Raw genomic sequence first — 12,794 nt, 5'->3', positions numbered from 1 at the left:
AGGCGATTTCAGAAATCGGCGCGCGCTGCGGATGCGGAAAGGTCCAAGTCTCAAACAAACATTGGAGCGAACAAATGAACCAGATTCTCGATGCCGCCAAGGGGCTTCTGTCGCTGTACGTCGACGTGTTTGGGGGAGATCTTTTACGCTACTTCCTCGGTGCCGGAGGCGTTTTCCTAGCAATCAATCTCGCGATGTCCCGTCAGCTTGCGAGCCAGAAAATCGGTGAGCGAAAGATCCCCGCAGGCCAGATGTCCCGCGAGATACGCGCTAGCCTGCGCACTGTCGCCATTTTCGCGGCAACCGGGACGGTGATTGCCCTCGGGGCCCGAAGCGGCGCGATGACGGTGTATCCGCACGTCTCAGACTACGGGATCGCGTATTTCTGGGTCAGCACGGCGCTTCTGATCGTCCTTCACGACGCGTGGTTCTACTGGACCCATCGGGCGTTGCACTATCCTCCGCTCTTCCGCCGGTTCCACCGTCTGCATCATCGCTCGAAGCGCCCGACGCCCTTTACATCCTACAGCTTCGATACCGGCGAGGCCGTTGTGAACGGGATCTACCTGCCGTTGATCCTGCTCGTGCTGCCAGCCCATCCTTTGGCGCTTCTGATCTTTGTCACGCACATGATGCTGCGCAACGCCCTTGCTCACTGCGGCTACGAGGTGTTCCCCGCACGAGGGGACGGACGCCCCCTGTTCGGCTGGATGACCACGGTCACGCATCATGACATTCATCACGCCTGCGCGGGCAAGAACCTAGGCTTCTATTTCACATGGTGGGACCGCTGGATGGGCACAGAGCATCCGGCCTATCTCGACGCCTTCAAGGCAGTTGGAAAGCCAGTTTCAGTCGGCTCCGTCCGGTTGGGCGCCGTGCTCTTCATCCTGTTTCTCGGTTTGGGAGCCGGCGGCGCGCTCGCTGCAGATCTGAAAGGCCGGTATGCAGCCCCGGGGCTTGCGGCCATCATTGAGTTCAATCCTTGTAAGGCGTCTCCGGACAGGCGGTGCGGTACGCTTGTCTGGCTGTGGGATGCCGATGAGATGTCGCATGCCGAGGTTGGCGAAATCATTATGCCTGACCTTGAGTTTGATGGTCAGAAGTGGGTCGGACGACTAAGAAGTCCACAGAACGGATGGGTGTTCAAAGGAAAGGTGGTGCCAGTCGGCCGCGCCCAGCTTCACCTGAAGGGGTGTGCCGGACCAATCTGCGCGCAGCAGACCTGGTGGTCAGTAGGTTACCTGGCGAAAGTTCTTGGCGATGGTTCCTGAGTTTGTTGCCTCGCTACTCTTGGACAGGCCTAACTTTGTGGAGCCCCCAAAAATCGGACATGAGGTTGCCAAAAGCCATAGGCCTTCGGGCGCCTCCGTTGGACATCTCTACGACGCTCTCGCGCCAGACTACGATCGCCGCCATGCCCGATGGCTCAGGTACGCAGGAGGAGAGGCTCAAGCGGCCGTTGAGGGCGCAGTCCGTGCGCTCATCGGACCAAACACCGAAATGCTGGATGTCGGCTGCGGCACGGGGCGGTTCATTCGGCGTCTGATCGATGATGGACTTGTGCCACATCGCGTTACGCTACTCGACGTTTCCGGCCGGATGCTCAGTTACTCCAACGATCTGCCGGTCACGCATGTGAAAGCGCCGATGGATCGGATCCCCATTTCAGACGGCAGCCTCGACCTTGTAACTTGCCTGTGGGCACTGGAGACGATTGAGGATCGGCCTGCTGCCATTCGCGAAATTCTCAGAGTTTTGAAGCCAGGGGGATGGGCGTGTTTCGCTTTCTGTGCCGACAAGAGTTTCTGTTCGCCTATGGGGCGAATTTTGCGGCGTTCAGTTGAGCGTCTTGGAGCCGGCAGCTTCCTCCAGAGCGATGAAATCATCACGAACCTTTCGGCAATGAGAGACGTCGCTGTACGGCAAATTCCCTGTGGAGGACCAGCTACCGCTTTGCTCTGCCGTCGCGGCGACACGGAATTAAGGCAAGGCTAAATCGCGATCATTCGTGCGTCATGCAGCATCGATCACCAACGGGATGTGCCGGCTGCTTCACCCGGCAAGCTAGGCCTTGCGGACTTCTGCACACAGGAAAAGCAGTTTGAATCTACAGGCGCTGCACCGGGTTCGCTCCAAGCTGATGGCACGCCGCACCGCCACGATCAGTCAAATCCGCGCGTTCTTTTAAGCAAGGTATCACTGGGCACTCGGGACGGCATAAAATCAGTGCTCGTTTGAGGCGGTCCTTGAACACCGACGCGACGAAATCTCATCACACATGCACTCAATTTTGAGGGGCTCTACAGCGATTTCCCCTGGCTCTCCGAGTGGCCCAAAGCGATCTCGTCGCAGATCGAAGAGATCAGCCGGTCTGAAAAAACAGTGCTAACACTGTGACCATTTCGGGGATTGGTCCGCTTATCTCAACAGCCATTATCGCCGCCATTGATAAGGGCGAGGTATGTAATCGTGGTCGGGAATTCGCCACCTGGTTTGGCCTTGCGCCGCACCCGTTCAGCACCGATGGACCGACAAATCTTGGCCGGATCAGCAAACGTGGCAACGGTTATCTGTGGATGCTGTTGGTGCAGGCCGTCAATGTCATTCTGATGCGCCCACACCATAGGGGTGCGCTTAGATTAGGGCCATGGCTTCGAGGCGTTGTCGCAAGCTTGCCGCAAAACGAGGCTGCGGTCGTATTGCCAACAAATTGGCCGCACAGCCTGAAGTGCTCTGCGCTACGGCACTAGGTACGCGGTCAACAGAGATGTGGCTTTGGGCACGATCTGAAGTCCCCAGAAACTGAGAGCCCAAATGATTGTTACCGATCTAGTTAACAATGAGATCAAGGAGCCTGCATACCCCACAATGGCCATGGCTCGCGGGTCGACAAACAGGTCGTATAGAAATCAGCGACTTCCGCAAGCCACGCCAAAATCTCAGCTGCACACAGCAACCGGTGCATACATTGTGCTCACTGCTGCCATGCGGCGGCGCAGCGCCGAGAAACCGGCATCAGTCTGCGCCAGCGGCCCGCAATCGGCCCATAGCGCATCAGTCCAGCTCTCTTCCGCTTGCCCACGATACGCAAGCCCGCGGCCTGGTGAAGGGCAAGGCTGGCGGTGATCTCGGGGGGGCACCTGCGCAACCAGCGTCCAGTGGTCCGTTGGCTCCTACGCAAGGGCCGGTGCAGTTAATTGTCTAGTTGCCGGCAGCCGATTCCTTGGTCATGACGGTTCGCCGTGACATAGATCGAAACCTCCCCGACGCCGCGACAGACCTCGCGCGCGAAGGTCGGGCGAACCCCGGCCCAATCGGCGATGCCAACGCTGTCTTCGGCCAGAAGAGCCGCCCCCCGTTCATTGACGGAACCGGCCTGCAAACTGCCCCGGTCGTGCGGGGGATGGCGAAACGACGCGTGCCCCGCCGCCAGCCCGTCGGCCGGGGCTGGTGCGCAAAAAGTCATCGGTGTCATGGCCATATGGCCAAGGCTGCGAGCAGAACGGCCATGCCCACCAGCGCCTGCACGACCGCCCCGCCTGTCAGGATACGGATCACGCGTGCTTCGCTCTGCTCGGTTTCCAGCGCATCCCGGCGGACCAGCCAGTAGAAACTGTCATTGGGCAGGATCGCGATGAAGGATCCGAGGCAGATCGCAAAGACGGCGGCGATCCCGTTCACACCGCTTGTCATCACGATGGGGGCGGCGACCGGCGCGATTGCGGCGAATGTGGCCATGGACGATCCCTGTGCCAGTTTGAACAGGACCGTGAGCGCAAAAAGGGCCACAAGGGTCAGCATCCCGCTTCCGCGGGGGACCAGCCCGTCCAGCGTCACCAGCCCGGTGAAGGCCGCACCCAAGGCACTGGCCGCGCCGATGACCAGCAGCAGTGAGCCTGTCCTTCGCACGGCGCTGTCGAGGCAGCCGCGCCGCGCGCCCGATGGCGTTTGCAGCAGTGCCAGGACCGCAGCGGCGGTCAATGCCCCCTTGGGCAGGAGGAGAAAATCAACAAGTCCCCACCCCGTGCTGCCGATGATGCCGCCCGCGATCAGAAGTCCCGTCATCAAAAGGAAAGGTGCAAAGGTGATCAAAAGGGTTCCGGCCGCGGCATCCGCAGGCCTTTTGGAACCTGCGTGCGAATCCACGCGCGCGAAGCGGCCCCAGATCACGCCGGCGGCCCACACCGGAAGGGTCAGCAGCACACCGCAGATCAGCAGCGTCACGGGCTCGGCTCCGGCCGCGCCGGTCATGCCTAGCCCCGTGGCCACGATCAGCGGACCGGCGGGATAGAGCAGCTTGAACCCGGCATAGGATCCGAAGGCCACGTCGAGCTTCAACCGACCGGCCGCCGGAGACAGCGCGGCATAGGCGGTATCGGGGCAGATCATCCCACCCCCCGCCAGCGGCGAGGCCAGCGCCGCCGTCCGGCCCGCCGCCGCGGACCCGACATTGCGTTGCGACAGAGCCGCGGCCAGCGTGAAGGAGGGCAGCAGGATCAGCGCGAATTCTCCAAGGGCGCGGCCGAAGCCGGTGTTGATTTTCGCGATCACCTCATCTGCCCCCATGCCGCCCGCGAAGCCCAGAGCCAACGTCAGAAGGACCATCCATATGACCAGAGGCAAGTCCGGCAAATGCCGTTTCAGGTCGAGGGTTGCGGTTTTGGTGGAAGGAAAGTCGGTCATGTTAAGTGCTTTATGTTGCTTGAGTTGAAATCATGCTACCTTCGCGCGACAGTTCACCAAAATGAGAAAACATGAGGACCAGCATGCCTTCTGCTCATGCCAGACCGCCTTTGAGATCCCTGCAGATGTTCGAGACCGCCGCACGCCATGGCAGCTTTACCGCGGCTGGCGAAGAGCTTGGCATTACGCAAAGCGGCGTGTCGCGACAGGTCTCGGACCTGGAGGCAACCCTCGGTGTCGCCCTGTTCGTTCGAAAAGGTGCGAGATTGACCGTCACACCGACGGGAGAGCGTCTTGCCGGTCAGTTGTCCGACGCCCTGTCCAGAACCTGGTCCGCCGTGGCCGATGCGCGGCGTTCCGATCAGGTCGTCACATTGTCGATGCTGCCTTCAGTGGCGGCACGCTGGTTTGCGCCGCGGCTTGGCACCTTTCTGGCGGAGAACCCCGGAATCGACCTGCGCATCACGGCCTCACGGCATCTGGTGGATTTCGCGGCCGAGGGAGTCGATGCCGCGATCCGCTATAGCCCGTCGCCCGCGCATGATCTGGAGGCGCTGAAGCTCGGGATCGAAACCGTGCGTCCGGTCTGTTCACCGGACTACCAGCGAACGCTAGATTTGAACGCACCAGACGATCTCTGCCGCGCCACATTGCTCTGCGGCGATATCCCCGAAGACTGGCCTGCCTGGTTCAGGGCGGCCGGCTGCGAGAGCCCGCCGCCACCCGGCCCACGCCTCGGCGACGATGGTGCAATCCTGCAGGCCGCCGTAGAGCGCCAGGGCGTCGCCCTCGGACGGTCGCTGCTCGTGGCGGATGACATCGCCGCCGGGCGGCTGATCGCACCATTCGATATTTCTCTGGAAGCAAGTCACGCCTATTGGTTCGTTCAGCCTAAGGGCATTCCCCCAACCCTGGCAATCGAATCCGTAAAAGCATGGCTCGTGGAACAATTCGCAGCTCGGGATTGACTGTCGATATACGGCCGCGTGCCGCGGAAACCCGGTTTATGCGCGTTCCTGTCATCGACCAAGGGTGGGTCTGAACCGTTCTTCAATGCCTAGGGCTGGTTGGCATTCTAGCTCACAGGTGACGTGCCGCGACGATGAGGTGCTGCGAGTGCGGTCGTCGGTTTGCAGCCCGCATCCAGCAGCCGTGCACGATCCTAGGCGTCGGCCCGGTGAAGTCATCGGCCATTGCCGCCACTGGGCCGACGCTTGGCAATTCAAAAAGGGCCGCCACCTGAACACCTGGCACTTCAAGGTCGCCAGACTGCATCCTGGCCCACGCGAGTGATGCTGCTTGATAGGGTCTTGAACTCGCCTCTGATGTAGCTCGCGAACCGCTTGACCGAGGGGCGCATCGGCTTTGCTTCATTGCAAAGTATACCCAGATGCCGGTCCGGATCACCAATGCGGATGGGCAGCGCGCTCACTGACTTCAGCCGCCGCATCATGAACACGACGGAAAATGGCAGCACCGTAAGCGCATCGGATCCCGTCAGGATACTCACCACAGCGCTGAGGGAGCCGCCGGAGAAGCTGACCTTGAAGTCCTTGACCCCGATCCCTTCAAGCACAGCGCGCAGATCGTGATACAGCGGGCTGTCTGCCGGCGGCGCGATCCAGGAGTACTGCGCAATTTCTGGCAACCTAACTGCCCCGCGCCGGACCAGCGGGTGCCCAGCCCGGCAGGCGATGACGTTGCGCCCGGGCAGGATCTGGTCAAAGGAAAACCCCTCAGGAATTGACGCCTGCCGCATCGGCAGAATGGCCAGGTCAAGGATCCCTTCCCTGAGCTTCGGTATCAGGTCGCCTGGGTAGCCGTAGCTCTGGTCGATACGCACACCCGGGTAGCCCATCTGAAACTCCGCGATCATGGGCGAGATCACCCCGTCGAGGAACACCGGCGTGCCGGCAACCCGCACTGCGCCGCTTTTGCCGCGCTGGAATTGTTCCAGAACCACACCGCTGCGGCGCACTGCATGAAAGACCTTCCTGCCTTCCTCGGCCAGGGCAAGGCCCAACTCGGTCGGCTGCAGCGGGCGCTTTCCAGGCTCAAACAAGGGGGCGCCGACGCGCTCCTCTAGCATCGCAAGGGATCGCGACAGGCTGGGTTGCGACTTGCCAAGCAGCTCTGCCCCTTCAGTCAATCCGCCGCGATCAACGATAGCAAACAGCAATTCAAGGTGACGAGGATCGATCTTCATACCGAAAGGTTATATTAACGCCCTCAAGTTCGATCAAGTTCGAAAAATTATCCATCATGTTGGTGTCACACCTGGTTTGGAGGCACCCGGCATGTTCGACACTGCAAAATACGGATCAGATCAGGCCGTCATCTTTGAGGCGGGACTGCACCGCGCCTTGGCCCGTCATGTGTCTGTGTTGGATGCCAATCGCGTGCTGGTGCTGACCACACCGCATCAATCGGATCTCGGGCTGGAGCTGGCGGCGCAGCTGGGCGCCAAGGCGGCAGGTGTGTTCTGCCGCGCCGCAATGCACACGCCGGTCGAGGTGACCGAGGAAGCCTTGGCCCATCTACAAGATGTCGGTGCGGACACTGTGCTGGCGGCCGGAGGCGGTTCGACCATCGGGCTTGGCAAGGCGCTGGCTCTGCGCAGCGGCGTCACCCAGATTGCCCTGCCCACGACTTATGCCGGCAGCGAATGCACACCGATCCTCGGCCAGACCGAGACCGGGGTGAAAACCACGATAACCGACGAGAACCTGCGCCCTGCCACGGTGCTTTATGATCCGGAACTGGTGGCAACCCTTCCGGTGCCTTTGACTGTGACCAGTGCGCTCAATGCCATGGCCCATGCCGTCGAGGCGCTCTATGCGCAGGACCGCAATCCACAATCGACCGAACTGGCGCTGACCGGGCTGCGCAGCTTTGCCGGCGCCCTGCCGCGGGTGCTGGAGGATCCGGCCGGTCTGGAAGCGCGCCTGGCCACGCAACAGGCCGCTTGGGCCTGCGGCACGGTTCTGGGCCAAGTCGGCATGGCGCTGCATCATAAGCTTTGCCATACGCTCGGCGGCAGTTTTGGCCTGCCGCATGCCGAAACCCATGCCATCGTTCTGCCGCATGCCACCGCCTATAACGCCGCTGCCGTACCGGACCTGCTGGCCCCCGTCACCGGAATTTTTGGCGGTGCTGATCCAGCAACCGCCCTGTGGCAATTTGCCAAGGATCACGGCGCACCGATGGCCCTGCGCGACTTCGGACTGGCGGAGGCCGATCTGGACCGCGCTGCCGATCTTGCAGTGCAGAACCCCTATTGGAACCCGAATGAAATCACCCGGTCCGGCATCCGGGATCTGCTGGCGCGCGCCTGGGGAGGAGACGCGCCGATTATCTGAACCAAGAGCTGTCACCAGGGAGGAGACCCCATGATCACCCGCCGAACATTGCTGAAAACAGGCGCCGCCGCCGGGCTGCTGAGCACAAGCGGCCTCGCCGCGCCCGCCTTGGCCCGGGGCGCAAAAATCAAACTGGGCTATGTCAGTCCGCAATCCGGCCCGCTCGCCGCCTTCTCCGAAGCTGACCGGTTCATCCTCGACGGTTTCGCCGCAACCGAAGCAGGTCAGAATTTTGAAGTCATCGTCAAAGACAGCCAGTCGAACCCGAACCGTGCGGCGGATGTGGCGCGCGAGCTAATCGTGGATGACGGCATTAACCTGATGCTGGTCGCCTCCACACCGGAAACCACCAACCCGGTTGCCACCACCTGCGAGGCTGAGGAAATCCCCTGCATCTCCAGCGTCGCCCCATGGCAGCCGTGGTTTGCTGGCCAGCAGGGCAACCCCGGCGATCCCGGTTCGTGGGAACGGTTTCATTATGCTTATCACTTCTTCTGGGGGCTGGAGGACATCGTCGCGGTCTTCAACGCCATGTGGAGCCAGCTTGACACCAATAAATCCGTCGGCGCGCTGTATCCTAACGATGGCGACGGCAATGCCTGGGGCGACCCGGTCCTGGGCTTCCCGCCGGTGCTGGAGCAGGGTGGCTACCGCCTGACCGACCCGGGGCGCTATCAGAACCTGACCGATGATTTTTCTGCCCAGATCAACGCCTTCAAACAGGCCAAAGTAGAAATTGTGACCGGGGTGCCGATCCCACCAGATTTCACCACCTTCTGGACCCAGGCCAAACAGCAGGGTTTTGCCCCCAAGGCTGCCTCTATCGGCAAGGCGGTCCTTTTCCCGCAGGCGGTCGAAACCCTGGGGGATGCCGGCCACAATCTCAGCTCTGAAGTCTGGTGGTCCCCGAACCATCCGTTCAGCTCCTCGCTGACCGGCCAATCTGCAGCTGGTCTTGCCCATGGTTTCACCGCCGCAACCGGACGGCAGTGGACCCAGCCGATCGGCTTTGTCCATGCGCTGTTTGAGATGGCCGCTGATGTGATGTCCCGCGTAGACGATGCCGCTGATGCCGATACGGTATCCGGCGCCATCGCCGCCACCGACCTTGCCTCTATCGTCGGGCGTATCGCCTTTGACGGCACTGGTTTGCCGTCGTTTGCGCAGGCGAATGTGGCCAAGACACCACTTGTGGGCGGCCAATGGCGACTGTCGGAAAGCGGCACCTATGACCTTGTGATCGTTGACAACTCCACCGCGCCTGAGGTGCCGGTGGGCGGCGTGATGGAGCCCATCTCATGATGCTGAAAGGAACCGCGCTTTGCCGCATCGGCGCGATAGAGCGGGTGGAGCTGCTGACATGACCCTTCTCTCATTGCAGAACGTATCGAAAAGCTTCGGTCAGCTGAAAGTGGCTGATGACGTCACCTTCGAAGTTCCGGCCGGCCAGGCGCTCGGCATTATCGGGCCCAATGGCGCCGGAAAGTCGACGCTTTTCAATCTCATTACCGGCAATCTGCGCAGCGACGCAGGAACCATCCGGTTTGATCGGCATGACCTGACCAAAGCGCCCGCCATGCAGCGCTGTTTCGCGGGTGTTGGCCGGTCCTTCCAAGTGCCGCAGCCCTTCGACAACATGACTGTATTCGAGAACCTGTTGGTCGCCGCCACCCATGGCCGCAAGGCCCCCGAACGGGACGTGCAGGCCGACTGCGCTCGCATACTTGGCCAATGCGGGCTGCTGCAGGCCGCCAATCAACCGGCGGGCGGGCTTGCTCTGCTGCAACGCAAGCGACTGGAAATGGCGCGCGCCCTCGCGACCAATCCCAAGCTGCTCCTGCTGGACGAGATCGCCGGCGGTTTGACCGAGGCCGAATGCCTGTCCCTCGTTGACACCATCCGCAGCGTCCATGCGCGCGGCGTCACCATTATCTGGATCGAGCATGTTCTGCATGCGCTCACCTCGGTGGTAGAGCGGCTTTTGGTGCTAAATTTCGGCAAGGTGATCGGTCTCGGCGCGCCTGACGACATCATGAACCGGGCCGAGGTCCGGGAGATCTATCTGGGGGCCGGTGTCTGATGCCCATTCTGGAAACACGCGGCCTTACCGCCCACTACCGTGACTTTCAGGCGCTTTTCGGCATCGACCTGCGGCTGGACGAAGGGGAAACCCTTGCCATAATCGGCGCCAACGGAGCGGGGAAAACAACCCTGATGCGGGCGCTGGCAGGTATACTGCCATCGACCCCCGAAATGGTGCATCTGGCGGGTCGGCCTGTGGGGGCGCTCAGCGCTGATCAAATCATGCCTCTGGGTCTTGCGATGGTGCCGGAGGGGCGCAAACTGTTTCCATCTCTCTCTGTCGAAGAGAACCTGCTGATCGGTAGCTATGGGCGCAAGATTCAAGGATACTGGAGCCTTGAGGCGATCTACGACTTGTTCCCGATCCTTGCGGAGCGGCGGCACAGCCCCGGCACTGCCCTTTCAGGCGGGCAACAGCAGATGGTCGCCATTGGCCGCGCGTTGATGTCGAACCCCAAGGTTCTTTTATGTGATGAGATCAGCCTCGGCCTGGCGCCGGTGGTGATCCGCGACATCTATGCCGCCGTGCCGAAAATCCAGCAGAGCGGCGCCAGCCTGATCGTGGTGGAGCAGGATATCGGCCAGGCAATGGCAGCCGCTGACCGGGTCTGCTGCATGATGGAAGGACGCATCACCCTTGAAGGGAAGCCAGGCGACCTGCGCCGCGAAGATATCCACGCAGCCTATTTTGGAGCCGCCGCATGATCTGGGTCGACACGATACTGCAGGGCATCCTGCTGGGCGGGCTTTATGCGCTTTTTGCGGCTGGTCTCAGCCTCGTTTTCGGGATCATGCGGCTGGTGAACCTGGCACATGGCGACCTGATTGTATGCGCAGCCTACCTGATCCTTGTCTTGGTAACGCTTTTGGGACTACCGCCAATTGTGGCGGCGCTGGTGGCCGCACCGGTGATGTTCGCAGCTGGTTGGCTGCTGCAGATGCACCTGCTGAACCGAACGCTGGGAACAGATATCCTGCCGCCACTGTTGGTGACATTCGGACTGTCCATCGCTCTGCAAAATGCCCTATTGGAAGGGTTCAGCGCCGATAGCCAGCGCCTGCCGGCGGGGGCGATCTCCACCGCCTCGGTGAAGCTGGGCGATCTCAGCATTGGGGTATTGCCGCTCCTGACCTTTGCCTCGGCCGTCCTGGTGATCGTGGGGCTGAACCAGCTGTTTTATCGCACCGGGCTGGGTCGTGCCTTCCGCGCAACTTCGGATGATGCGGTCACGGCAAGCCTGATGGGCATCCGTCCCGGGCGTATCTTTGCCACGGCCACAGCAATAGCCATGCTGGTGGTGACGCTGGCGGCGCTCTACCTGGGCATGCGGGCGAATTTCGACCCTGCGATCGGACCTGCCCGTCTGATCTATGCCTTTGAGGCCGTGATCATTGGCGGCCTTGGCAGCCTTTGGGGCACTCTGGCCGGCGGCATCATCATCGGTGTTGCACAGACGATGGGTGCCGCGGTTAACCCCGAGTGGCAAATTCTGGCCGGACATCTGGCCTTCCTCCTCGTGCTGCTAATGAAGCCGCGCGGGCTGTTTCCAAGGACGGTGGACTGATGGCTGATCTGACACACTCTCTGGCCCAATCTGCGGCACTTCCTGCGACGGCACCGCTCCGCGTAACGACTCGGACAAGGGCGTCCGACCTGTTCGGCCTGCTGGCCTGCGGCGCGGTCCTTCTGCTGGCGGTTTTGCCATTCTTTGCCGGGCGCGGGCTGATCCAGGATCTCTTCTTCATAATGACCATGCTGGTGCTGGCACAGCTTTGGAACCTGCTCGCAGGCTACGGCGGCCTGGTCAGCATTGGTCAGCAGGCCTTTGTCGGCATCGGCGCCTATGCGATGTTCGGCGGCGTTATCATTGCAGGCATCGATCCGATCGCTGCAATTCTGCTGGGCGGGCTGGCGGCGGCCGCCCTTGCGGTGCCAATGGGTTTTTTCGCCTTTCGACTCGCAGGCGCCTATTTCGCCATCGGCACCTGGGTCTTGGCCGAGGTGGCGCGGCTGCTGCTTGCGCAGGTTAAATCACTCGGCGGTGGCACCGGCACCTCTCTGCCCCGCAGCGCGACCCGCGAGATGTGGGCCACCGGCTGGATCAAATCCGCGTTAGATGTGAAGAGCGCCGCCGCGCGCGATGTCCTCACCTACTGGTTGGCGCTGCTGCTGGCGGTGGTGGTTATCGCAGCAATCTATGCGCTTCTGCGTTCGCGCCGCGGCCTGGCGCTCTCAGCCGTGCGCGACAATCCGGAGGCTGCGAAATCCGTTGGCGTTGATGCTGGCCGGATCAAATGGATGGTGTTCCTGGCCGCCAGCTTTGGCACCGGGCTTGCAGGGGCGCTTATCTATGTTCAGAAAGCCCGCATCAGCCCTGATGCCGCCTTTAGCGTGACCGATTGGACGGCTTACGTGATATTCATCGTGGTGATCGGCGGCATCGGCACCATCGAGGGCCCGATCCTGGGCGTACTCATCTTCTTCGCATTGCAATCGCTGCTGGCGGACTTTGGCAGCTGGTATCTGTTCACGCTTGGTCTTATCGGAATCGCCGTCATGCTCCTGGCCCCTCGTGGCCTATGGGGGCTTTTCTCCGACCGGACCGGCATTCAGCTTTTTCCCGTTCAGCGGCGTCTGAACGGCGGCACACTCAAGGAGGATTAATC

The 12,794-nt window shown here is 61.6% G+C and carries 12 protein-coding genes and 1 pseudogene; 10 read left to right on the top strand and 3 right to left on the bottom strand.

The window, feature by feature from the left end; all coding sequences use genetic code 11:
- The first annotated feature begins 74 nt into the window (after window positions 1-74).
- From OO25_RS22170 to OO25_RS23225, 3 genes and pseudogenes are all read left to right on the top strand, one after another.
- Window positions 75-1,274, top strand: coding sequence for a sterol desaturase family protein (locus OO25_RS22170; RefSeq protein WP_052465624.1), 1,200 nt, complete (start codon window positions 75-77; stop codon window positions 1,272-1,274).
- On the top strand, window positions 1,264-1,998 hold the full coding sequence (locus OO25_RS22165) for a class I SAM-dependent methyltransferase (RefSeq protein WP_052465623.1): 735 nt from the start codon (window positions 1,264-1,266) through the stop codon (window positions 1,996-1,998). Before OO25_RS22170 ends, OO25_RS22165 begins: the two co-directional genes overlap by 11 nt.
- 97 nt (window positions 1,999-2,095) lie before the next feature.
- Window positions 2,096-2,793: pseudogene (locus OO25_RS23225) on the top strand (transposase); the annotation flags it as partial.
- Between the two features lie 403 nt (window positions 2,794-3,196).
- Here the strand turns inward: OO25_RS23225 and OO25_RS08025 are convergent.
- Both OO25_RS08025 and OO25_RS08020 read right to left on the bottom strand, forming a co-directional pair.
- A complete protein-coding gene (locus tag OO25_RS08025; RefSeq protein ID WP_123580074.1) occupies window positions 3,197-3,478 on the bottom strand; it encodes a GNAT family N-acetyltransferase in 282 nt (93 codons plus the stop codon).
- Entirely contained in the window at window positions 3,475-4,686 is a 1,212-nt protein-coding gene (locus tag OO25_RS08020) for a hypothetical protein (protein WP_052465621.1), read from the bottom strand. The genes OO25_RS08025 and OO25_RS08020 overlap by 4 nt, the downstream gene beginning before the upstream one ends.
- 71 nt (window positions 4,687-4,757) lie before the next feature.
- Between OO25_RS08020 and OO25_RS08015 the strand changes: the two genes are divergently transcribed.
- Window positions 4,758-5,654: a LysR substrate-binding domain-containing protein gene (locus OO25_RS08015; RefSeq protein WP_082035299.1), complete on the top strand. Its 897-nt coding sequence runs from the start codon at window positions 4,758-4,760 to the stop codon at window positions 5,652-5,654.
- A 287-nt stretch (window positions 5,655-5,941) separates the two neighbouring features.
- Here OO25_RS08015 and OO25_RS08010 read toward each other — a convergent pair whose 3' ends face one another.
- Entirely contained in the window at window positions 5,942-6,892 is a 951-nt protein-coding gene (locus OO25_RS08010) for a LysR family transcriptional regulator (protein ID WP_040179544.1), read from the bottom strand.
- Window positions 6,893-6,983: 91 nt separating this feature from the next.
- Here OO25_RS08010 and OO25_RS08005 point away from each other — a divergent pair, with 91 nt between their 5' ends.
- The 6 genes from OO25_RS08005 to OO25_RS07980 are packed head-to-tail and all read left to right on the top strand — an operon-like array spanning window position 6,984 to window position 12,792.
- Window positions 6,984-8,045, top strand: a complete 1,062-nt coding sequence (locus tag OO25_RS08005; RefSeq protein ID WP_040175513.1) for a maleylacetate reductase — start codon at window positions 6,984-6,986, stop codon at window positions 8,043-8,045.
- Window positions 8,046-8,075: 30 nt separating this feature from the next.
- Complete coding sequence (locus OO25_RS08000) at window positions 8,076-9,347, top strand: ABC transporter substrate-binding protein (protein WP_040175514.1); 1,272 nt, start codon at window positions 8,076-8,078, stop codon at window positions 9,345-9,347.
- Window positions 9,348-9,405: 58 nt separating this feature from the next.
- On the top strand, window positions 9,406-10,125 hold the full coding sequence (locus tag OO25_RS07995) for an ABC transporter ATP-binding protein (RefSeq protein WP_040179543.1): 720 nt from the start codon (window positions 9,406-9,408) through the stop codon (window positions 10,123-10,125).
- Window positions 10,125-10,832 carry an ABC transporter ATP-binding protein gene (locus tag OO25_RS07990; protein WP_040179541.1) on the top strand — a complete coding sequence of 236 codons (708 nt, stop codon included), beginning with the start codon at window positions 10,125-10,127 and terminating at the stop codon, window positions 10,830-10,832. Before OO25_RS07995 ends, OO25_RS07990 begins: the two co-directional genes overlap by 1 nt.
- Window positions 10,829-11,692 carry a branched-chain amino acid ABC transporter permease gene (locus OO25_RS07985; protein ID WP_040175517.1) on the top strand — a complete coding sequence of 288 codons (864 nt, stop codon included), beginning with the start codon at window positions 10,829-10,831 and terminating at the stop codon, window positions 11,690-11,692. The genes OO25_RS07990 and OO25_RS07985 overlap by 4 nt, the downstream gene beginning before the upstream one ends.
- Window positions 11,692-12,792, top strand: a complete 1,101-nt coding sequence (locus OO25_RS07980) for a branched-chain amino acid ABC transporter permease (protein WP_052465620.1) — start codon at window positions 11,692-11,694, stop codon at window positions 12,790-12,792. Before OO25_RS07985 ends, OO25_RS07980 begins: the two co-directional genes overlap by 1 nt.
- Window positions 12,793-12,794 lie beyond the last annotated feature (2 nt).

Origin of the sequence: Phaeobacter sp. S60 (assembly GCF_000826845.1) — a bacterium.
In the GTDB taxonomy this organism is placed as follows: Bacteria; Pseudomonadota; Alphaproteobacteria; order Rhodobacterales; family Rhodobacteraceae; genus Phaeobacter; species Phaeobacter piscinae.
The sequence above is the reverse complement of the archived record's forward strand: the minus strand, read 5'-3'. Positions and strand labels throughout refer to the sequence as shown.